This window comes from Clostridium sp. SGI.024, assembly GCF_050315195.1.
Lineage (GTDB): Bacteria > Bacillota > Clostridia > Clostridiales > Clostridiaceae > Clostridium.
This window is the reverse complement of record NZ_JBNPON010000055.1, coordinates 1-22,369: the sequence shown is the minus strand read 5'-3', so window position 1 is coordinate 22,369 and position 22,369 is coordinate 1. Positions and strand designations below refer to the sequence as shown.

Here is a 22,369-nt window from a genome sequence, read left to right as displayed (position 1 = left end):
GAAACAAACCCTGTAATACATTAATATTACAGGGTTTGTTATGGTACGGCGGAGAGGATTCGAACCCCCGACCAACTGGTTCGTAGCCAGCTACTCTATCCAACTGAGCTACCACCGCATATAGTTGTTCAACATAGACTATATTATCACAACTATTTCAATAAATCAAGCAACTATATTTATCTGATAAAATTTAATTATTATATATATCAGAAAATTCTATTTCTAACATTTGAATCTTGTTACTTTTTTCATCATTTAAACAATAATTTTCTTTTTCCTCCGCTTTTGTTATAGGTAATAGAATTATAAATTCACATCCTTCACCCTCATTGCTATTTAATATAATTTCTCCATCCATAGATTTAACTAAATAATGAACTAAGTCTAAGCCTATACCACTACCCAAAGTGTCACTATACTTATTGTTTTCCATTTGGTAAAATCTATTGAATATTTTTTCTTGATATTCCTTTGCAATGCCTGGTCCTTCATCTCTTACAGAAATTCTAATCTCAGAATTCAAAACAAATATATCTACATATACATTTGTATTACTATATGAGAACTTTATAGCATTAGATAATAAATTCATAATTATCCTATCCATAACTTCTGGATCTACTCCCATTATGCATTCTTCTTCATTTGTATCAAATATTAATTGAATGTTCTTTTGTTTTGCATATTTATCTATGCAATTTACTGTACTTTCAATCATAGAAATAATATCTATATTTTTCTTATTTAGGACATAGTAATTATTCTCTAGTTTTGTAGTGTCTATTAAATTATTAATTAATTTAAGCATCTTCAAACTATTTTTTCTTACTATCTCCATGTATTCTTTAGCCTTTTTATCAATTATGCAGTTATTCCCATAATTTATAACTTGCATAACGCTTAATATTACATTTAAATGACCCCTTAAGTCATGAGAAATATTTAACAAAAAGTTCTCTTCCCTTGTATTTCTTTTAATTGTTTCTGTTATGACTCTCACTAAATCATCTTTTGTTAAGTCCCTTCCACTTCGCAAAAAAAACTCATTTAATTTGTCCTTATTTGATAATAATTCCCTTCCTATAAATTCGCTATTAATCATCATAATAATTCCTTCCATAACAGTTATATATTTAATTTTTAACCCCATAATTATAGTTTATCATATACACTTTTTTACAACAAGATTTTTTGTAGTTTTTCCCAGTTATTATGTTGATTTTTCAATATTTTATATAAATGTATTACAAACATTTCACTTATATGGTTACTTTTCATTACATATAATAAATAAAAAAGGAGCTTTTTAGAAAGCCCCTTACAATATATTATTTATATTTTTTTCACTTCTTAAATAATTAGTTATTAATAATAAATATACTCCTGAAATTAGAAATCCAAGTGATCCTATTTGAACTATTATTCCTATTATAGTTCCTGTTGTGTTAGCATATATAGAAATTTTAAATATCTTTTCATAAGTTAATTCTAGTCTATTTATTGCATTTAATATTAATCCTAATAAAGAAAGTATTAAAACGTTTATCATGAACATAATGTATGTCATTATTATAGAATTAACAAAAGCCACATATTTAGCTAATCCAATGATATTCATTGATTTTAATAGCATAGCATTATTTATTTCCCCAACAAGAGGAACATCACTAAACTTAAATTCAGTCTCTTCTCCATTAATTCTACATGATATTCCATCCTTTAGTATAGAAATTGACATATCTTTATGTACTACTATATTTCTTATAGTATCCTTCTCATCTAAAGAAATATCTGTATCAATGTATACTATCATCTCCCCTCCTTCTTCACTTTTTATAGGAGAATTTTCAAAATTTAATATTCCATCTTGAAATGTAAATTTAAACTCATCTGATGAAATAACTTTTTCCATAGTTTTTTGTATAGCACTAATAGTTATAAAGCTAAATACTCCTTGTATAACACCAATTATTAAAGAAAATATTATTGAGTATAAAATTGCTTTTGAAAGTTTTTCTTTTATTAACTCCTTATACCCCTTTATACTAGTTATACTAATCTTTAATCTCTTTAGAAAGTTCATTTTTTCATTCATAATTCCTTAAACTCCTTAGAATTTTCTACTTATTTACTATTTTAACATACAATAATGATAATTTTTATAAAATTTAATTTTTAGGATTAAGTTTTAATACTTTTGTTAATGATTATAATATATGTTTTAAGGAGGTCAAAAAATGTATAGTACTAAATCCAAAAAGCGAAATAGATTTTCTCTCTTTAAATTATTCTCTATTTTACTTTTACTAATACTATTAGGGTTTACTGCAAATATTTATTTAAGCTCACAATATGAAGCATTAACATCTAAATTTTATACTAAATTTAATAACTATGAATTTTCTGATGCAAAATCTGTAATAAATAATAAAGTTTTAACTATAAAAAAGAATAAGCTTAATACTGACTTAACATCCTACTTTACTGATATCGTAAATAAAATTTGTTCTTCTTTATCTAATAATGAAATTAGCCCTGATTATGCTTTAGAAATATTAAATGAAATTAAAAGCTATAATGTATTAAATTCGTCTTTAGACAAATTAATTATTGCTTTAGATGATAAATATAAAAATATTCTACCTACTACTATTTCAAATGCTAATAATACAATTAATTCAGATAATGACTTCAAATATAATGAAGACAGTTATTTAAATCTTGGAATATCCGCTTTTAATGAAAAGGATTATGAAACTGCTATGAAATATTTTCATTTAGTTTCTAAATCATCTCCCAAAGATTATGAAATTGCCAAAGGATATATAAAGGATTTTGAAAAGAACTATAAAAATTATTTACTTGAAAGTGTTGATGAGTTAGTTGCTAATAAATATTATACAAAAGCACTTAATATCTTATCTAATTATGATGAAAATCTTTTAAGTAAAGATGAAATAATTGAAATTGAAAATAAAATTAATTCAATAAAGTTATTTAAAGAAGAATATCAGGGAGATGATTCAGAGTATACTTCTAATGCAATTCTTCAAGAAATAACTCCAAATAATATAAATGGTTTTTCTATATCTAGTAAAACTCCTTATTTAGTTTACTTAAATTTAGATAAGCAGATGACTTATATTTATTCTGGTTCAAATAACAATTGGAATCTTATAAAAGAATTTAGTAGTTCAACTGGTATAGAAGGTAAGGAAACCCCTAAGGGCATTTTTTCAGTTACTGATAGAGGTGACTGGTTCTATTCAGAAGAATTTCAACAAGGTGCTAAGTATTGGGTGCAATTTATGGGTGATTACCTTTTTCACTCACTACCTTATGATGAATCTCAAGAAAATATTGTAGATTATACACTAGGAAAACCTGCTTCCCATGGCTGCATAAGATTAAATGTAGAAGATGCTAAATGGTTATATGACAATATTGATGATGGAACAAAAATTATCATAAATTAAATAAATAGGGCTGCCGAGACAGCCCTATTTTTCTATATACTAAAAAATCTTACTAAAGTCCAATAAATTACATATCTTTTTTTAAAATTATCACATAATCTCAACATATTAATATTTAGTATATATATCTTGATATGAAAAATCTATTATTATAAAAGGATCTTTTTCAGGATCTAGCCTATTAATAATATTAACTAAATTTTCTTGTGGTATTGCAACACATCCATATGTATATGAACCTAAATCACAGTGTAAAAATATAGCTGAACTCTTACCTGGAATTACTGGCCATCTATTATAGTCTATAACTAATGAATAGTTGTAATAACCTTCAAATTCAATTAATTTCTCTGCTGAACTCCATCTACCATCAGCTTCTCCAAATTGCATTGTGTTATAATAATCTGAATTTACATCATCTACCCAGTATTCCGTACCATCTAATTGCCTATATCTAATCTTACTTCCTGGATCAGAATTTATTCCAAATGCTTCTGTTAGCGAATATATTCCTGTTGGAGTACTTTTATCCATTTCATATACTTCACTAGCTGCTTTCATTCCATTTTGTCCTAATCTTGCTGAGACCTTGTCCACTAAGATCCATTCATCATTACTATCTTTTTCCCAAAACACTAATTCTCCATAAGATCCCCCTTTGCTTACAACTGTTATTATTTGACCAGACTTTCTAGATGCTACAGTGTTTGAAATACCTATTTGAGATGTACTATTATTATTATTAGATACTTTCTCTTTATCTGTAGACTCTGTTTTTTCCTCTATTTTCTCTTCTATTTTTTCTTCATCCTCTTTTATCTGCTCTAATTTTTTATTATATGCATCTTCAATATTGAATATATTCTCATTTGGATACTTTGTCTTAAACTTATCTATCATTTCCTTTGCTGAAGATATATCTTCATTAATGGCTTCTTCTATCTTCTCTTTGGCTTCACTAATTTCAATATAATAGTTTTTTATATTATCTTCAATTTTTAATATATATCCATTTAATGTATTAAATATTTCATTACTTAAATACTTATCATACTGTTCTTTGAAACTATCTAATTTTTCTTTAACTTTATCAATATTACCTTCGTTTTTTATTTCTAAAAAATCTTTTAATATATTTTTATATAAAATCAATATTTCATTATTTTTATATTGATTTATGGATTCTATAGCTTCCTCATAACTTCCATTTGAAATCTGTGCTTCTATCTTATTAATTATCTTTCTTTCATTGTTAGACTTATAAATGGAAATACTAAAAATAATAATAAATATAATTACTATAATAGGCAAAAATATCATTGTAATTTTTTTATTCTTCATAACTACCTCCCCTATATATGAATTCCTATGGAAAGTATACCACATAAAATCTTTCTATAAATTAATTAATTATTTCATTTTATGGTATTATTTATTTATAATAATTAAAAGGTAGGATAAAAATGAAAATATTTATTCCAAAAGATGTTAATTTTATTATTAATAAATTTTATAAAAATAACTATGAAGCCTATATGGTAGGTGGTTGTGTTAGAGATAGTATATTAGGTAAAGAGCCTAAAGATTATGATATAACTACTTCTTCTAAACCAGATAACACTATTTTGCTTTTTAATAAAACTATCCCTACAGGCTTAAAGCATGGAACTGTTACTGTTTTAATAAATAACACTCCATACGAGGTTACAACCTTTAGAACAGATGGAGATTATTTAGATAATAGACGTCCTTCATCTGTTAATTTTGTTACAGATATAAAGGAAGATTTATCGAGAAGAGATTTTACTGTAAATGCTCTAGCATATAATGAAATTACTGGTTTAATTGATTATTTTAATGGAGTTAATGACATACAAAATAAAATAATAAGATGTGTTGGAGACCCTAATAAACGATTTAAAGAAGATGCTTTAAGGATGCTTCGTGCCATTAGGTTTAGTTGTCAATTGTCCTTTGATATCGAAATAAATACTTTAAATGCCATTAAAAAGAATTACTTACTTATTTCTAATATTAGTAATGAACGAATTAGAGATGAACTTTGTAAAATATTAATTTCGCCTAATCCCTCTAAAGGATTAGAGCTACTAAAAGAAACAAAGCTTCTAGAAATAATTTTACCAGAGATAAACTCATTAGTTGGCTTTTCACCTAAGTGTACTAATCATAATAGAAATGTTTTTTTACATACTTTAAAAGTTATTGATAATACTAAAAATAATTTAATATTAAGATTATCAGCCTTATTTCATGATGTAGGTAAAATAAATACATTAACGCCTCTTAATAATGGAAGCTTTTATGGTTTCCCTGGACATTGCCTTGAAGGCTCAATAATGGCTAAAAGGATATTATCTACGCTAAGATTTGATAATAATACTATAAATGTTGTATGTAAATTAATTGAACATCACTTAGTTTTAAATGTTAATACTATGCCTACAAAATATGAAGTTAAAAAACTATTAAATTCTGTTGGTAAAGATAATATACATTTATTATTTGAACTTCAAAGAGCAGATATTAACTCTTTAAATAATCCTAAACCATTTTTAAAAAAGGTAGGTTATACTGAGGATTTAGTTAATGAAATTATACAAAATAATGAGCCGTTAGTGATTAAAGATTTAAATATAGCAGGAAATGACTTAATAAATGGCCTAGGAGTAAAACCTGGAAAACTAGTAGGCGAAATATTAAATTATTTACTAGAGAAGGTCTTAGAAGATTCTACTCTAAATTCAAAAGAAACACTATTAAAATTAAGTAAAAGTTTCATAGATAATAATTAAAGGGGCTGTTTAGTCAGCCCCTTTAATTATTAATCTACTATAACTTCCTTACTTAATCCAAATAAATATAAATAGCTTCCTTTAACTTTTTTTCCTGTTATCTTTTCAACAGCCTCTTTATAATATCTTAATTGAACTCTATATTTATCTATAACTTCTTCTTCCATTCCTTCTACTACATAATCTGTTTTGTAATCTAATAGTACTATTTCATTATCTTCCTCAAATATGCAGTCAATAATACCTTGGAGCCTAACCTTTTCATTTTTATATTTTTCTTCAGGTAAAGTATTATCTACTTCTAAACTACTGATTTCTGTATAAAAAGGAAGTTCCCTCTTTAATAATTTTCCATCAGAATATGCAGTCATCATCCTTTTTCCTAGTTCACTTCTAAAGAAACCTACAAAATTAGTCTTCTCAACAGATTTTACCTCCTCTTCAGAAAGTAAATTATTATTTTTCATATCTTCAATTTGATTTCTTATTTCTTCTCTTGTAGATACTTTATCTAAGTTTAATTTTTGCATTATGAAATGCACAGCTGTTCCTCTTTCTGATGCTGACAACCCTTTCTTTTCTTGAAGAAACTTAGGCTTTAATATCTCTTTATCTCTAAATATATTAACAGTTAATATATCATCATCTTCATGTTCATAAAGAGATCTCTTTAAATCAGATACAGATACATTACTTGGTAGCTTTTCTGCTAAGCTATATTTATATTGATAACCTAGTCTTCTACTTATCTCTTTATCGATACTATTTACCTCTTGGTTTATAAATAGATCACCTTCATTAATTTCATCCACAGCCACTTCATCTTTTTCCACAATCAGATCACTTTTCCTCCACATTTTAACCTTCCATGTGGAAAAATCATTCACAAGTAGTCCATTATTCACACCTATATAATTTCTAAGATCTTCACCATCTTTATGCTTACATAATGCCATTCCAATCCAATCTAAATAGCTCTTGCCCTTTAACACTTCTGATACTGGAACTATTTCCTTATCTAATGCGGCTGCTGATATCCACCTTGATATTGATTTTTCTAAATCCCTAGTTGCACCTGTAATAATTAGTTTTTCCTTAGCTCTTGTAAATGCAACATAAAGAATTCTCATTTCTTCTGATAGAGTTTCAAATAATATTTTCTTTTTTATAGCTTCTTTTGCTAATGTACTATATGATATTCTTTTTTCTAAATCTACATAATCTGGCCCAAAGCCTAAATCATCATGATATAAAATGGATTTATTTAAATCCATTAAGTTAAATTGTTTACCAAAGCCAGAAGTAAATACTACTGGGAATTCAAGGCCTTTACTTTTATGAATACTCATAATTCTAACAACATCTTCATTTTCTCCAAGTACCTTTGCACTTCCCATATCTCCTGAAGAACTTCTAAGCTTATTAATAAAATTAATAAAGTTAAATAATCCTTTAAAGCTAGTTTTCTCAAATTGTTTTGCTCTTTGGAATAATATTTTTAAATTTGCCTGTCTTAGCTTTCCATTTGGCATAGCCCCTACATATCCATAATAAGCTGTATCCATATATAAATACCATATAAATTCATCTATAGGTGTATATATAGCTTTCTTTCTCCACTTTTCTAAGTTATTAATGAATATAGTACACTTTTCCTTAAGTTCTTCATTAACCTCATGTTGGTCTTCTGACACTTCATTTATAATTTCATAAAAGTATTTTTCCTTATTTAAAAGTCTAATATCACCAAGTTCTTCTGCAGTAAAACTAACTAATGGAGATCTTAAAACAGAAATCATAGGAACATCTTGCATTGGATTATCTATTATTTTTAATAAGGACATAATTGTTCTTATTTCTATAGTTTCAAAATATCCTGTTCCTGTGTCAGCATAAACAGGAATTCCTTCATAGCCAAGTTCCTCTAAGAATAGTTCTGACCAATTTTTTGTTGCTCTTAGTAAAATAACTATATCCTTATATTTTAGTGGTCTATATTCTCCTGTTTCTTTATCTAAAACCTTAAATATCTTTCCTGTCTTTACATCTGGATTTAATAATTCTTTAATTCTCCTTGCAACGATTCTTGCTTCTAGACTTATAGCATCAACATCTTCCTCTTCTTCTGTTTCTTCATCACCTAAATTTACTTCTTCTATTTTATCTTCTTCTAAGTTATCTTTACTTCCAGCCTTATCTAAAATGTGAAGTTCAATAGGACCTGCTATAATTACATCTTCTTCTTTATTTTCCTTATAGCTAGCACCTAAATTTAAAGCTTCTTCATCTGTATATTCTAATTCCCCAACATTTTCAGACATAACCTCTTTAAAAATATAATTAACTCCACTTATAACTTCTTCTCTACTTCTAAAATTCTTATAAAGTTGAATTTTTCTATTTAAACTTCCCTCTTCTAAAGGATACTTATTATATTTATCTAAAAACAATTCTGGTTTTGCTTGTCTGAATCTATATATACTTTGTTTAACATCACCAACCATAAATACGTTTGGATTATCTAAACTCTTTCTTGACACTAAATCTATAATCGCTTCTTGAACATTATTAGAATCTTGATATTCATCTACTAGCACTTCATCAAAATATTCTCTAAAACCTTCAGATACACTTGATGGACTTATATTTCCTTCATCATCATATTTAATAAGTATCTTTAAACATAGATGTTCTAAATCATTAAAATCTAATAAGTTTCTTTCTCTCTTTTTTATTTTAAATCTCTCAATAAAATCTAATGTCAATTTACTTATCATCTTCATGTAAGGGTAAGATTTTTTTATTCCATCTAAAGCTTCTTCTATAGATATAGAGAAACTATCTTCAATTAGTTTTGATGTTTTTTTCTTAATACTATCTCTTATAGATTTTACTGTTTCTAAAGCTTCTACATCTGAAACCTTATCCTTTTTAACAGCTTTTAATCTTCCAAAATTAACTTTGCTTATTTCACTATAAAGTTCTTCTATTCCATAATTTAATGATTCTATAATTGAATTAAACATATTTAATTCATCACTGAAAGTTTGTAAATATGGTTCTAATCCTTCTGTATCCTTAATTAATTCAATAGCCTTATCTAAGGTCTTTATATATCCTGATACTTCAATATATATAGTTTCCTTTAATACTTTTATCCATTCTGTTTTATCTAAGTCTTGAATAGTAGCTACATTAAAACTCTCTGCACTATCTTTTAACCATTTTTCTGGCCAAGGTCCACTCATAGAAAATCTATATAAATCTAATATTATATTTTTTAATTTTTCATCATCTTTAGATGTACTATATGCTTCAATAAGATTCTTAAATTCCTCATCTTCATTTTCATAATAATCTTCAAACATATCATTAATTACTTCTAATTTTAATAATGTATTTTCTGTTTCATCTGCTATTCTAAAGGTTGGATCAAGATCAATAATATGATAGTAATTTTTAATAACATCTAAGCAGAAGGAATGCATAGTAGTTATATTTGCTCTACTTAAAAGAGTTAATTGCCTTTGTAAAACCTTTGAATTCGGATTAACTTCTAAGGCCTTTGATATAGCATCTGCTATTCTTTCTCTCATTTCTGCTGCTGCCGCTGATGTAAATGTAACTACTAATAGCTTATCTATATCTATTGGATTATCCTCATTCGTTATAATTCTAATAATCCTTTCAACTAAAACTGCTGTTTTCCCTGATCCTGCTGCTGCTGCAACTAAAAGATTGCATTCTCTTGTTGTAATTGCTTTTAACTGATCTTCAGTCCATTTAGTGCTTCCCATATACTATTCTTCTCCTCCCTTCTCTACTTCATCTTTTATTAACTTCCACGCTTCTTCATTACTCTTCTTTAATATGATTTTATATTTGTTGTTTTCTATAGAAGTATCAAATTGACATATTGATGAATAATCACAATAATCGCAATATGGAGTATTATTATTTTTACATGGGACTATTTTTATTTCTCCACTTAACATCTCTTCGCAAAGTGATGCCATTTTATCATTAACATATTTTCTTAATATATCAAATTGTTCCTCTGTAACTACTGAACTTGTAGCTGTAAAGTTTCCATCCTTTTTTATTGCTGCTGGAATAATTAATGAATATGCAGATTCTATATCGCTATCCATTGCCTTAACAACATTTATATCCTTAAGTAATAGCCCACTCATTTTTAACTCTTTTAGAATATTATTTTTTATTTCTTCTTCTGTAAGTTGCTTTTTAGATTTAATTATTGGATCATCTATTTTAAAATATAATATTGCCCCAGGCATAGCTTGTTTTTCTAATATATACTTTGAATTTTTAATAAGAGCATCTAAATAAACTAGTAATTGTATTTGTAATCCATGATAAACTTCTGTTAGATTAAACTTCTTATTTCCTGACTTATAATCAACTACTTTAATATAAGTATTCCCATCTAAGTCTAAGGTGTCTATTCTATCTACTCTACCTACTAAATATACTGTTTCATTAGATGGTAAATCTATCTTTATTGGCTCACCGTCTTTAAATCCTCCAAATTCAAATTCATTTCTAAATACTTCAAACTTTCCTTTTCTCATCTGTTCTGAAATAACCATAACAGATTTAGTTATAGTCCTTTTAAATCTATCTGCAAAGTATTTATATTTCTTTGTACTATTTAATATTGAGTTAGTATCACCTTCAAGCTTTTTATCTACTAATTGATTAACTATAATTTTACACTTTTCTTTATTTAAGTCAGACCAAGCTATCTTTTCTGTTCTAATTTTATTAGTAAAATCATCTAGTATGTCATGCATAAATGAACCTAAATCTGGTGCTGAAAATTCATATACTTTTCTATCTCTTGCTTTAAGACCATATTGAACATAATAAGAAAATGGACATTGAGCGTATTTTTCTATTCTTGATATATTGAATACAAGCTTTTTATTTTCTAATTGATAAAGTCTTCTTATTTTGTCTCTAGGAACTTTTTCTACTAAATTAGTATAAGTAAGTCCCTTGAACATAGTATTTGCTTTATTTCTAAATACTTCATCATTTTCAAACCATTTAAAGGCTTCTGCCCAATATTCATCTACAGCTTCCTTTTCAAACTCCATTCTTAAAGCAGAAATTAATTCATTAAAGGTTGGAATTGGAGCAGTAATCTTGCTAAACTTATCTTTTTTATCTCTTAAATTATATATTTCACTCTCTTCTATAACGTTAGGTAGTATTTTTTTTAGCCTTGGAATAACTATAGATGGTCTTAATGACTTACCTTCAAAGTCTGCCATAGGGAATGTTATCATTAAGTATTCTGACGCTATTGTCAATGCTGTGTAAACAATAAATTGTTCTTCAAAGGCTCTACTCCTTGTATCTGAAGCCAATCTTATTCCAATGTTTTTTAATATATCTCTTTCTCTATCATTAATTATCCCTTCATCTTTGCTTACTGCTGGTAAAACTCCATCATTTACTCCTATTAAATATAAGGCTTTTACTTCTCTTCCTTTAATCCTCGATATATCTCCTATATTTACTTGATCTAAGGCCATAGGAATTACTCCTATTTCTTTTTCTTCAAATCCAGATATAAGAATTTTAGTGAATTCCTTTATTTCTATAACTTCATCTCCAAGAACTTCAACTAACTGATCTAATATTTCCATAACCATTTCAGGAACTTGTATATATTCCTTTATTTTATCTTGAAGTCCCAATTCATTAAATTCATCTAACCACTTTTCTAAAGTTTTAAATACATCTAATTCATCTAAAAACTCATATAATTTTGTTGCTATATCTCTTACTGTCTTTTTGCCCTTTATATTATTATGGAGTTTAATTAGTGGAGCTCTTATTTCTTCCATAATCTCTAAAACTAAATTTTCATCTTCAGATATATTTTCTTTATCATATAAATCCTTAGTCCATTTATATCCTTTTATTCCATTAGCCAAAACATAATTTTCAAGTATATCTATATATTTTCCTTCTATATTAACTAATCCACTTTTTAAATATTTAAACATGCTTTCATAAGACCAATTACTAGTTAATATTTCTAAAGATGAAATTATTAAAACTACTAAAGGATTATCAAGTATTTCTCTCTTCTTATCTAAGAAAAATGGAATTTGATAGTCATTGAATATAACTGTAGCTATCTTTTCATATTCATCTATATTTCTACAAACAACAGCTATATCCTTATATCTATATCCTTTATCTCTTACCATTACTAAGATGTCCCTAGCTATAGTATCAATTTCTTCATAACTATTATTAGCCTTATAAAGTCTTACGTTATCTGCTTTTCCCTTATATGGTCTAAATGGATAAGTAAAAAAGTGCTTTTCTAAATGTTGTAGATCTTCACTATTTAAGAATCTATAGGAATATCCCTTATTTAAGTCTATAGGCTCTAAATAAGATATATTCTCTCCTCTCATCATATTTAATATGGAGTTCTCAGTATTCTTTATAGCATCAAATATATCTGTGTAATCTACTTCTTTTCCTCCACTTAAACTATCACTACATAATGTTATATTCACTGTTTTAGCCCTTTTAGCTAATACTTTTATTACCTCTAGCTGTTGAGGAGTAAATGTAGTAAACTCATCTATCCAGATTTCACTTCCATCATATACATTACATTCATTTAACTTTTTTGCTAATAAAGTAAGCTCATCATCTGAATCTATAAATCTCTTATGAAGTACCTCATTAAAATCACTATAAATGACTTTTAAATCATTCATTTTCTTTTTTAATTCTTCATCATGAATCTCTTCTTCTTTATCTCCTAAAATTTCCGAGGAAATATTATATTTTTTGAATTCAGTTATAGCTTTTGAAACTATTGATGAAAAACCTTGTTCCTTACTCATTCTATTAAAGTATTGAAGATTATCTCCATTTTCTCTTAATAGTTTATATACAAGCATATTTCTTCCTGAATCACTTATTTTTATATCTGTTCTTCCACCACATTCCTCAAATACTCTATGAGCCATTCTTTTAAAGCTTAATACTTCTCCTCTTAAGAAACCTTTTTCTGTAACTATATCTAAAAACTTTTTTTCAGTATCAAATGTATATTGTTCTGGAACAATTAATATAAGCTTATTATTTCCAGTATTATTTTCAATTTTCTTTTTAATTTGCTCTAAGCAAAATCTACTTTTTCCGGTACCGGCCCTCCCGAAAATAAATCTAATTCCCATACAAACACTCCTATTATTTAATATTTTAATTATACCCTAAGTGCTTCAATAAATTCTTTTTTTAATAATCCCATAATTATAGTATCTAAATATCTTCCTGAATAGTAATACTTGCTTCTTCTTATTCCCTCTTCCTTAAAACCACATTTTTTGTAACAATTTATAGCACTTTTATTAGCACTTACAACTTCTAATTCTATTTTATGAGCTTGTCTACTATTAAATAAATATTTACATAATGCTTTTATGGAATCTTGTCCATATCCTTTATGCCAATAATTTTTTCCTATAGTTATCCCAATTGAATAAACATCTACAGTATAACTATTCTCCTTATAATAGACATACCCAATAATATCACTAAAGTTATTTACTATAACTAGTTCCTTTTTATTAGGCTTAGTAAGATGATGAAATTGACTATTTATATATTCCTTAGTCATAATACCAGTAGCTAGTCCATTATATTTTAATACATCTTTATGGGAGCATATATCAAATAAGATATCTATATCTTCTCTTACCACATCTCTCATATATATTTTTTCTCCGTATATCATGTCTCCCTCTCCTTCATCTTTTACCACATAATATTATTATAAATCTTTTATATATAATAAAAAAAGGCTACATAAGCATATATATTTTTTATAAACTTATATTCTTAATAAAAAACTGCATTACTATGAATACATCTCATGGCAATGCAGCTTTGTTTATTTTATTTACTTTCTAGAATTGCTAATGCAGCAGCACCTAATACCCCTGCCTTACTTCCTAATACTGCTTTTTCTATCTTACAGTTATTATATATTGTCTTTAAGCATCTTCTTTCCATCTCATAATCTATTTTATCAAATACTATTCTACCAGCTTCACTAACTCCTCCCCCTATAATTATCTTATCTGGATCAAATGAATTAGCTATATTAGAAATAGTTATTCCTAAATATGATAATGCATCATTTAATATATCTTTAGAAACCTTATCTCCCTTTTCTGCTTCTAAGAATACTTCCTTAGCAGTTACCTCTTCATAATTCTTTAAAGAAGTTTCTACTTTGCTTTCTATAGCTTCTTTTGCCCTTTTCATTATAGCAGTTCCTGATGCTAATGCTTCTGCGCAACCAGTATTACCACATCCACATCTAGGGCCACCCTTCATTACTGTAATATGTCCTATCTCTAAAGCATTTGATGTGCTTCCTCTAAATAAGCTTCCATTCAAAATTGCACCTCCGCCTATTCCAGTACTTACTGTAACATAGACCATATTTTTGCTTCCTTTTCCTGCTCCAAACATATACTCACTTAAAGTAGCAACATTTGCATCATTATCTAAATAAGTGTCTATTTTATACTTTTCCTTTATAGGTTTTACTATATTAAAATTCTTAAATGGTAAGTTTGGTGTGTAAACTATTAATCCATTTTCAACATCTAATGGTCCTGGTGACCCAACTCCAATGGCTTTAATTTCATCTATATCAGTTCCTATTAAGACATCATCTATAGTTTTTATTATTTTATCTAAAACTACAGCATCACCCTTTTGAGCTTCAGTTTTTACTGTAACTTCTTTAACTATATTTCCATCTAAATCAACTAGGGCAGTATATATCTTAGTTCCCCCTAAATCTACACCTACTACATACTTTTTTTTCATCTTTATCCTCCCAGATATACATACTCATTATTCTTCATTAATATAAAAATAGTATATCATTGACGGAAATTTTTTACAATAAAATAAGTTCCTACTTTCTATTACTTTGTTTTTTTGCACAAAAAAAAGCATCTAATATTCATTAGATGCTTTTGGCGGAGAAACCGGGATTTGAACCCGGGCGCCAGTTACCCGACCTACGCCCTTAGCAGGGGCGCCTCTTCAGCCACTTGAGTATTTCTCCATGTGCCCTCATAAAAGGTTATATGGCGGAGAGAGTGGGATTTGAACCCACGGTACCCGCAAAGGTACGCCGGTTTTCAAGACCGGTGCCTTAAGCCAGCTCGACCATCTCTCCATATTTATGCCTTGAGACAAATATTATTATAGCAACCACTATATATATTGTCAATTATTATTTTTATTTTTTATTATATTTTTTATTTTTTTGTTATTTAAATTAAAAAGCATCTAAAAATTTAGATGCAATTTCTTGGCGGAGAGAGTGGGATTTGAACCCACGGTACCCGCAAAGGTACGCCGGTTTTCAAGACCGGTGCCTTAAGCCAGCTCGACCATCTCTCCATATTTCGTCTTGCGACAAATATGATTATATCAACATAAAAATATTATGTCAACATTTTTATTATTTTTTTATTCTAATAATTAGAACCACTTTTTTCTTAAAGTGGTTCTAAGAATTAATTATTTTCTAATTTCTCCATGTTTCTCATAATTAGTAACTTCTGTTATTGCATTCTCTTCATTAACAAAAACAACTCTTGGCTTGTGAAGCTTAGCCTCTTCTTCATTTAATTGACAATAACTCATTATTATTATCTTGTCTCCAACTTGTACACACCTTGCTGCTGCGCCATTTACACAAATAAGACCTGATCCTCTTTCACCTGCTATAGTATATGTTTCGAATCTATTTCCATTATCTATATCTACAACTTGTACCATTTCATATTCTAATATTCCTGATGCTTCTAATAATTCTTCATCTATTGTAATACTACCAACATAATTTAATTCTGCTTGAACTACTCTCGCTCTATGTATCTTAGCTTTTAACATGTTTAATTTCATTTTTTTCTCCCCAATATCTATATTTTAAAAGTAAAATTATCTATTAATCTAGTTTTTCCTATATATACTGCTATTGCAATTAAAGTATCTCTTTCTATAATATCTACTTTTTTTAGATTTAAAGCATCAACTACTTCAACATAATCTACTTTTGCTAATTCTTCATTAGATATTATATCTTCTATAAATTTTTTGATAATACAGCTATTTCTTTCTCCATTATTAATAAGTCTATGGGCTTCTTTTAATGCTCTATTTAATACTATTGCTGCAGCTCTTTCATCTTTAGATAAATAAACATTTCTAGAACTTTTAGCTAATCCATCTTCTTCCCTAACGATTGGACAACCTATAATTTCTATATCTATATTTAGATCCCTTACTAATCTCTTTATTACTGCTAATTGTTGTGCATCTTTTTCTCCAAAATAAGCTCTATCAGCCTTTACTATATTAAATAGCTTAGTTACAACTGTACATACACCTCTAAAATGAGTCGGTCTACTCTTACCACATAATCCTTCTGTTAAACCATTCATATTTACAAAGGTAACGAAATCATCACAATACATTTCCTCTGGAGTAGGGTTAAATATAATATCTACATTATTTCTATTACATAATTCTTTGTCCTTTTCTAAATCCCTAGGATAGCTCTCTAAATCCTCATTAGGTGCAAATTGTGTAGGATTAACAAATATACTAACAATAGATTTATCATTTTCTTTAGAAGCTCTTTTTATTAAGCTCTCATGACCTTCATGCAAATACCCCATAGTTGGAACAAATCCTATAGTCAATCCTTCTTTCTTCCATTCTCTAACTAAGTCTCTTAGCTCATTAATATTATTAATAACCTTCATAATTATCTCCTTTTAATATAGCTTTTCTATAACTTCATCGCTTATTTTAAAACTATGCTCTTCTCCCGGAAAACTACAATCTTTCACATCATTTATATAACTAGCAAAAGCTTTCTTCATCTCATCTCCAAGATTTGCATATTCTTTTACAAATTTAGGTGTAAAATCACTAAATAAGCCTAACATGTCTTGATAAACAAGTATTTGTCCATCACAATTTACCCCTGCTCCAATACCGATAGTAGGTATACTTATTGATTCAGTAATAAGCCTTGATAACTTTTCAGGAACACACTCTAAAACTACTGCAAAAGCTCCTGCCTTTTCTACAGCCTTTGCTTCTTCTATTAATCTTCTAGCAGCTTCTTCATCCTTTCCTTGAACTTTAAAGCCTCCAAAAGCATTTACTGATTGAGGTGTTAATCCTATGTGAGCCATAACTGGTATAGAAGCTTTTACTATAGCTTCTATCTTATCACATACTTCTAAGCCACCCTCTAGCTTTACACATTGTGCTCTTCCTTCTTTTATTAATCTCCCTGCATTAACAACTGCATCATAAACTGATGTCTGATAAGACATAAAAGGCATATCAGCAACTATTAACGCATTTTTTGCTCCTCTTGCTACTGCTTTTGTATGATGTATTATATCTTCCATAGTTACAGATAGTGTATCCTCATATCCTAAGCAAACCATTCCCAATGAATCACCAACTAATATTCCATTTATTCCTGATTCATCAATTAACTTAGCCATTGAATAATCATAAGCTGTTAACATAGTAATCTTTTCATTATTTCTTTTAGCATTCCTAAAAGTAACCACTGTGTTCTTCATATATTCCTCCTAGAATTTCCCTAATTTTCCCATAATCTCTATCTTTATTTTTTTCTAATGCTAAACTTAAAATTTTATTAGACAGACTTATATATATATCTTTATCCTCTTCTTTTATATTTAATAAATGCCTATTAATAGTATTAAAATCTCCTCTTTCTACAGGTCCCGTTAAACTATTAATTACTCCCTTATTATTTATTCCTTCAATATTCTCCTTAATTAATGGATATAATGCATTAATTGCCTCTTTCTCTGTAAATCCATATTCTTTAAGATAATTTAAAGAAATATTAATAAGCCCAATTATTAAATTACTTGAAATAACTGAAGCTAAGTGATATAAAGTCTTATCACTTTTTTCTAATACTTTTGTTTTGTTTCCTAAGGATTCTATAAATAATTTAACTTCATTTATATACTTCCTATCACCTTCTATGGTTATAAATGCATTTTTTAGAGATTTGTAAGAATTATATTTATCTGATATTGGAAATATTGGGTGAATAGAATAGCCATATGCCCCATAATGACTTATATTTGAAAATATATTTGACGATAAACTTCCACTTAAATGACAAATAAATTTGTTTTTTATAGACAGATTCTTTATTTTATTCCACACTTCCAGAATCTTATCATCTGGTGTTGAAATAACAATAGTATCACTTTCTTCGACTAGATTTTTTAATTCCTTATATTGATTAGTATTGGTAAATAATGAAGCTTCTAATGATGAATTTTCATTTCTGCTATAGTATCCCGTAACATTAATTCCTTTATCCTTCAGGTACTTTCCCATGGAAAATCCAACTTTTCCTGCTCCTATAAATCCTATTTTCATTATTATCACCTCCTATAAAAAAGAGTATGATATCTATTAAAATAAAGTCTCATTCTACTAGATATGAGCTGCCTAAAAAAAAATTATAAGATGGTGCAGTTTATATTCTAATACTACCCATTAATAAAATATCATAATTTTCATAATTACTCAACAAATAAAAATATGGAAATACAGTGCATATTACTTTCATCTTTTTTAGATTTAATCTTTATAACAAAGAAAGACTAAATCTAAAAATATAGATTTAGTCTTTAAAATTTAAATTACTTAATTACCTTCATATTTCCCATATATGGTTGAAGTGCAGTTGGAATATTTACTGAACCATCTTCATTTAAGTTATTTTCTAAAAATGCTATTAACATTCTTGGTGGTGCAACAACTGTATTATTTAATGTATGAGCAAAGTATTTTCCCTCTTTAGAGTTTACACGAATCTTTAAACGACGTGCTTGTGCATCTCCTAAGTTTGAACAACTTCCTACTTCAAAATATTTCTTTTGTCTTGGTGACCATGCTTCTACGTCTACTGATTTAACTTTAAGGTCTGCTAAATCTCCAGAGCAACATTCTAAAGTTCTAACTGGTATATCTAAAGAACGGAATAAATCTACAGTATATTTCCATAGTTTTTCATACCAATCCATACTTTCTTCTGGTTTACATACAACTATCATTTCTTGCTTTTCAAATTGATGAATTCTATATACTCCTCTTTCTTCTATTCCATGAGCTCCCTTTTCTTTTCTAAAACAAGGAGAATAACTTGTTAAAGTCTGTGGTAATGATTCTTCTGGTAATATAGTATCTATATATTTACCTATCATAGAGTGTTCACTTGTTCCAATTAGATATAAATCTTCTCCTTCAATTTTATACATCATAGCATCCATTTCAGCAAAGCTCATAACTCCTGTTACAACTTCACTACGTATCATATATGGAGGAATACAATAAGTAAATCCACGATCAATCATAAAATCTCTTGCATAAGAAATTATAGCTGAATGTAATCTAGCAATATTACCCATTAAATAGTAAAATCCACTTCCAGCAACTTTTCTAGCACTATCTAAATCTAATCCACTTAATTTTTCCATTATCTCTGTATGATATGGAACTTCAAAACTTGGAACAATAGGTTCTCCAAAACGTTCAACTTCTACATTTTGGCTATCATCTTTACCGATTGGAACACTTGGATCAATTATATTTGGTAAAGTTAACATTATAGTATTAACTCTTTCAGCTAATTCTGATTCCTTAGCTTCTAGCTGAGATAGATACTCTGAATTTTCAGTTACCTTCTTTTTCATTTCCTCTGCTTCTTCTCTTTTTCCTTGTGCCATTAAAGCCCCAATTTGTTTTGATAGTTTATTTCTATCAGCTCTTAAAGCTTCAGCTTGTTGCTTAGCTTCTCTAAGATTTTTATCTAATTCTATTACCTCATCTACTAATGGAAGCTTACTATCTTGGAACTTATTTTTTATATTTTTTTTAACTATCTCTGGATTTTCTCTTACAAATTTTAAATCTAACATTATTTATACCTCCTAATATTTTATAATTTTATTTTTTTCAATAAAAAAGAACTCTTCTTCCCCGAAAAGGGACGAAAAGCTCCGCGTTGCCACCCTAATTAGTAGCATAATAAAAATGCTACTCTCTCAAATAATTTAACGGTTTGTACCGTACTGCTCATCACAGTCCCTCCAAGGTGGATTCATATCATATCACTATCGATTTACAGCACCCATCGACTCTCTTAAAGCAAATATTGATATTACTAGCCTCTTCAACAGTTTCTTATATTTATTCTTAATATATTATAAAAAAATATCAATGTCAATAACTTATTTAGTCATCACATAAGTCTCTTGTACATAAAATATCTACTCCTGTATTAAGTATGTTCTTACATATTATGTCTCCTGCATTTATTGGGATACTCACATATATTCTTCCCAATACTTTAGATAACTCTCTCCAAATATTTATATCTACTTTTTCGCTAGATTTAACAGATACCACCCTATATTTATCACTTCCCTTAACTCTAACTACTGATGTAAATATAGCCTTATTATTTTCATCTATGTTATACATCTTCAAACTCCTTTATTCTACTTGAAATTATCTTAGAATCTTTAGAATCATCTACTATATCAGTTACATTTTTATCTAGTTCTCTAGCTAATATATTTACTATCTTTTCTAAGCAATAAGATCCATGACAATTACCAAATCCTGAGCCAGTTCTTCTCTTTACACCTTCTACAGTTCTAGCACCTAGTGGTCTCCTTATTGAATCTACTATTTCCCCTTCAGAAATGTTATTACATACACAAATTATTTTCCCATATCTCTTATCTAATGAAATTACTTCATTTGCTTCTCTCTTTCCTAATTCTCTAAACTTATATACTTCTCTTCTTTTATCTATAAAATTCTTTTTTAGAGTGCAGTTTAAGTTATTAGCAATAGTATCACAAATCATTTTAGCTATAGCTGGTGCTATAGTTATTTTTCCATAATGGGTTCCTGTTACTCTAATATATCCTTTATCAATTTCACTTTCATCTATTAACATAGAATCCTTATTGTAACTTTCTCTAAAAAGATTACTAATATTCTTATGATTTAAATTATTTAACAACTTATTAGCATAAAATAGATTATCACTTAAACTAGTTTTTTCAGTACTTTTAATTCCTATTAAAGTTCCTGTAGTTGTTGTAGGTGTACTTAAAATAAATGTATCTTTATCAAGAGTTTCTATAACTATTTTATTTAACTTATTTTTATAATTATCTTCTACTAATAGATAGCTCATATTTTTGAATTTTCCATTTTCCCCATCTTCGTTCTTATCTTCAACTTTACCATTCTCTTTAATATATATCTCGTGTGGTATAGTATTAATAACTACTTTACAACTAAACTTATTTTTATTAGTTGTAACCCTAAACCCCTTGGATAAATTTTGAATATTTAATACCTCTTCCTCTAATCTAAAAATAACTCCATTATCAAATGCTACTTCTGCATATGATATAGCTAAATCATAAGGAGCTACTATTCCTATATTTTCTGAATAAAGCCCTTTCTTAATATTATGTTTTATATTAGGTTCTATATCATAAGCATCTTTATCATCTATTAAATAAACTCCATCTATTCCTCTAAGTTTAGCCCTTTCATACATTTCCTCAAGTTTTTTAACTCCATTATCATCATTTACAACTCTTAATGCTCCTATTTTTTTAAAGGGAACATTAAATTTTTTGCATGTTTTTTGCATAATTGAATTACCTATATATTCATATCTAGCCATTACATCATCTGATGTTTCAGAGCCATCATATACAATAGATGTGTTTACAAAAGATATATCATCTGCTATATCATAATCTCTTTCTATTACTGCTATATTAAAATTATACTTAGATAACTCGTAGGCTACAGCACAGCCTATAATTCCTCCACCTAATATAAGAATATCATAATCCATATCTTCCCCTCCTATATTTATAG

Annotated in this window: 16 protein-coding genes, 4 tRNA genes and 1 other annotated feature; of the genes, 2 read left to right on the top strand and 18 right to left on the bottom strand. The window is 27.7% G+C overall.

The genetic code is table 11. The features are described 5' to 3' along the window. Positions 1–41 precede the first annotated feature (41 nt). The 3 genes from ACQRD5_RS13385 to ACQRD5_RS13375 form a co-directional block, all read right to left on the bottom strand. Positions 42–118: transfer RNA gene (locus tag ACQRD5_RS13385), tRNA-Arg, on the bottom strand. A gap of 75 nt (positions 119–193) precedes the next feature. Next, the gene (locus ACQRD5_RS13380) at positions 194–1,105 is read right to left on the bottom strand and encodes a sensor histidine kinase (RefSeq protein WP_427746950.1); all 912 of its coding nucleotides are present in this window, start codon (positions 1,103–1,105) and stop codon (positions 194–196) included. A 216-nt stretch (positions 1,106–1,321) separates the two neighbouring features. Beyond that, positions 1,322–2,098, bottom strand: coding sequence for a DUF1189 family protein (locus ACQRD5_RS13375; protein ID WP_291626263.1), 777 nt, complete (start codon positions 2,096–2,098; stop codon positions 1,322–1,324). Between the two features lie 142 nt (positions 2,099–2,240). On the opposite strand from ACQRD5_RS13375, the gene ACQRD5_RS13370 reads away from it, so the two are divergent. Further along, on the top strand, positions 2,241–3,479 hold the full coding sequence (locus ACQRD5_RS13370; RefSeq protein WP_291626262.1) for a L,D-transpeptidase: 1,239 nt from the start codon (positions 2,241–2,243) through the stop codon (positions 3,477–3,479). Positions 3,480–3,587: 108 nt separating this feature from the next. Here ACQRD5_RS13370 and ACQRD5_RS13365 read toward each other — a convergent pair whose 3' ends face one another. Next, positions 3,588–4,820, bottom strand: a complete 1,233-nt coding sequence (locus ACQRD5_RS13365; protein WP_294188402.1) for a L,D-transpeptidase family protein — start codon at positions 4,818–4,820, stop codon at positions 3,588–3,590. A gap of 122 nt (positions 4,821–4,942) precedes the next feature. Between ACQRD5_RS13365 and ACQRD5_RS13360 the strand changes: the two genes are divergently transcribed. Next, positions 4,943–6,292 carry a CCA tRNA nucleotidyltransferase gene (locus ACQRD5_RS13360; protein ID WP_291626260.1) on the top strand — a complete coding sequence of 450 codons (1,350 nt, stop codon included), beginning with the start codon at positions 4,943–4,945 and terminating at the stop codon, positions 6,290–6,292. Between the two features lie 29 nt (positions 6,293–6,321). On the opposite strand, the gene addA is transcribed toward ACQRD5_RS13360, so the two are convergent. The 14 genes from addA to ACQRD5_RS13290 form a co-directional block, all read right to left on the bottom strand. Then, complete coding sequence (gene addA / locus ACQRD5_RS13355) at positions 6,322–10,089, bottom strand: helicase-exonuclease AddAB subunit AddA (RefSeq protein WP_291626259.1); 3,768 nt, start codon at positions 10,087–10,089, stop codon at positions 6,322–6,324. Between the two features lie 3 nt (positions 10,090–10,092). Beyond that, positions 10,093–13,527 carry a helicase-exonuclease AddAB subunit AddB gene (gene addB / locus ACQRD5_RS13350; RefSeq protein ID WP_291626258.1) on the bottom strand — a complete coding sequence of 1,145 codons (3,435 nt, stop codon included), beginning with the start codon at positions 13,525–13,527 and terminating at the stop codon, positions 10,093–10,095. A gap of 29 nt (positions 13,528–13,556) precedes the next feature. Further along, a complete protein-coding gene (locus tag ACQRD5_RS13345; RefSeq protein ID WP_291626257.1) occupies positions 13,557–14,087 on the bottom strand; it encodes a GNAT family N-acetyltransferase in 531 nt (176 codons plus the stop codon). Between the two features lie 161 nt (positions 14,088–14,248). After that, positions 14,249–15,193, bottom strand: coding sequence for an ROK family protein (locus ACQRD5_RS13340; RefSeq protein ID WP_291626256.1), 945 nt, complete (start codon positions 15,191–15,193; stop codon positions 14,249–14,251). Positions 15,194–15,346: 153 nt separating this feature from the next. Next, positions 15,347–15,437: transfer RNA gene (locus ACQRD5_RS13335), tRNA-Ser, on the bottom strand. Positions 15,438–15,460: 23 nt separating this feature from the next. Continuing rightward, positions 15,461–15,551: transfer RNA gene (locus ACQRD5_RS13330), tRNA-Ser, on the bottom strand. A 136-nt stretch (positions 15,552–15,687) separates the two neighbouring features. Beyond that, positions 15,688–15,778: transfer RNA gene (locus ACQRD5_RS13325), tRNA-Ser, on the bottom strand. A 120-nt stretch (positions 15,779–15,898) separates the two neighbouring features. Further along, positions 15,899–16,285, bottom strand: coding sequence for an aspartate 1-decarboxylase (gene panD / locus ACQRD5_RS13320; RefSeq protein ID WP_291626255.1), 387 nt, complete (start codon positions 16,283–16,285; stop codon positions 15,899–15,901). Between the two features lie 17 nt (positions 16,286–16,302). After that, complete coding sequence (panC, locus tag ACQRD5_RS13315) at positions 16,303–17,148, bottom strand: pantoate--beta-alanine ligase (protein ID WP_291626254.1); 846 nt, start codon at positions 17,146–17,148, stop codon at positions 16,303–16,305. Between the two features lie 12 nt (positions 17,149–17,160). Continuing rightward, entirely contained in the window at positions 17,161–17,988 is an 828-nt protein-coding gene (panB, locus tag ACQRD5_RS13310) for a 3-methyl-2-oxobutanoate hydroxymethyltransferase (protein ID WP_291626253.1), read from the bottom strand. Then, a complete protein-coding gene (locus ACQRD5_RS13305; RefSeq protein ID WP_291626252.1) occupies positions 17,963–18,832 on the bottom strand; it encodes a Rossmann-like and DUF2520 domain-containing protein in 870 nt (289 codons plus the stop codon). Before ACQRD5_RS13305 ends, panB begins: the two co-directional genes overlap by 26 nt. A gap of 266 nt (positions 18,833–19,098) precedes the next feature. Further along, entirely contained in the window at positions 19,099–20,376 is a 1,278-nt protein-coding gene (serS, locus tag ACQRD5_RS13300; RefSeq protein ID WP_291626251.1) for a serine--tRNA ligase, read from the bottom strand. A gap of 64 nt (positions 20,377–20,440) precedes the next feature. Continuing rightward, positions 20,441–20,643, bottom strand: a binding site (T-box leader). A gap of 49 nt (positions 20,644–20,692) precedes the next feature. Next, entirely contained in the window at positions 20,693–20,941 is a 249-nt protein-coding gene (locus tag ACQRD5_RS13295) for a DUF1667 domain-containing protein (protein WP_291626250.1), read from the bottom strand. Beyond that, positions 20,934–22,346 carry an NAD(P)/FAD-dependent oxidoreductase gene (locus ACQRD5_RS13290; RefSeq protein ID WP_291626249.1) on the bottom strand — a complete coding sequence of 471 codons (1,413 nt, stop codon included), beginning with the start codon at positions 22,344–22,346 and terminating at the stop codon, positions 20,934–20,936. Before ACQRD5_RS13290 ends, ACQRD5_RS13295 begins: the two co-directional genes overlap by 8 nt. Positions 22,347–22,369 lie beyond the last annotated feature (23 nt).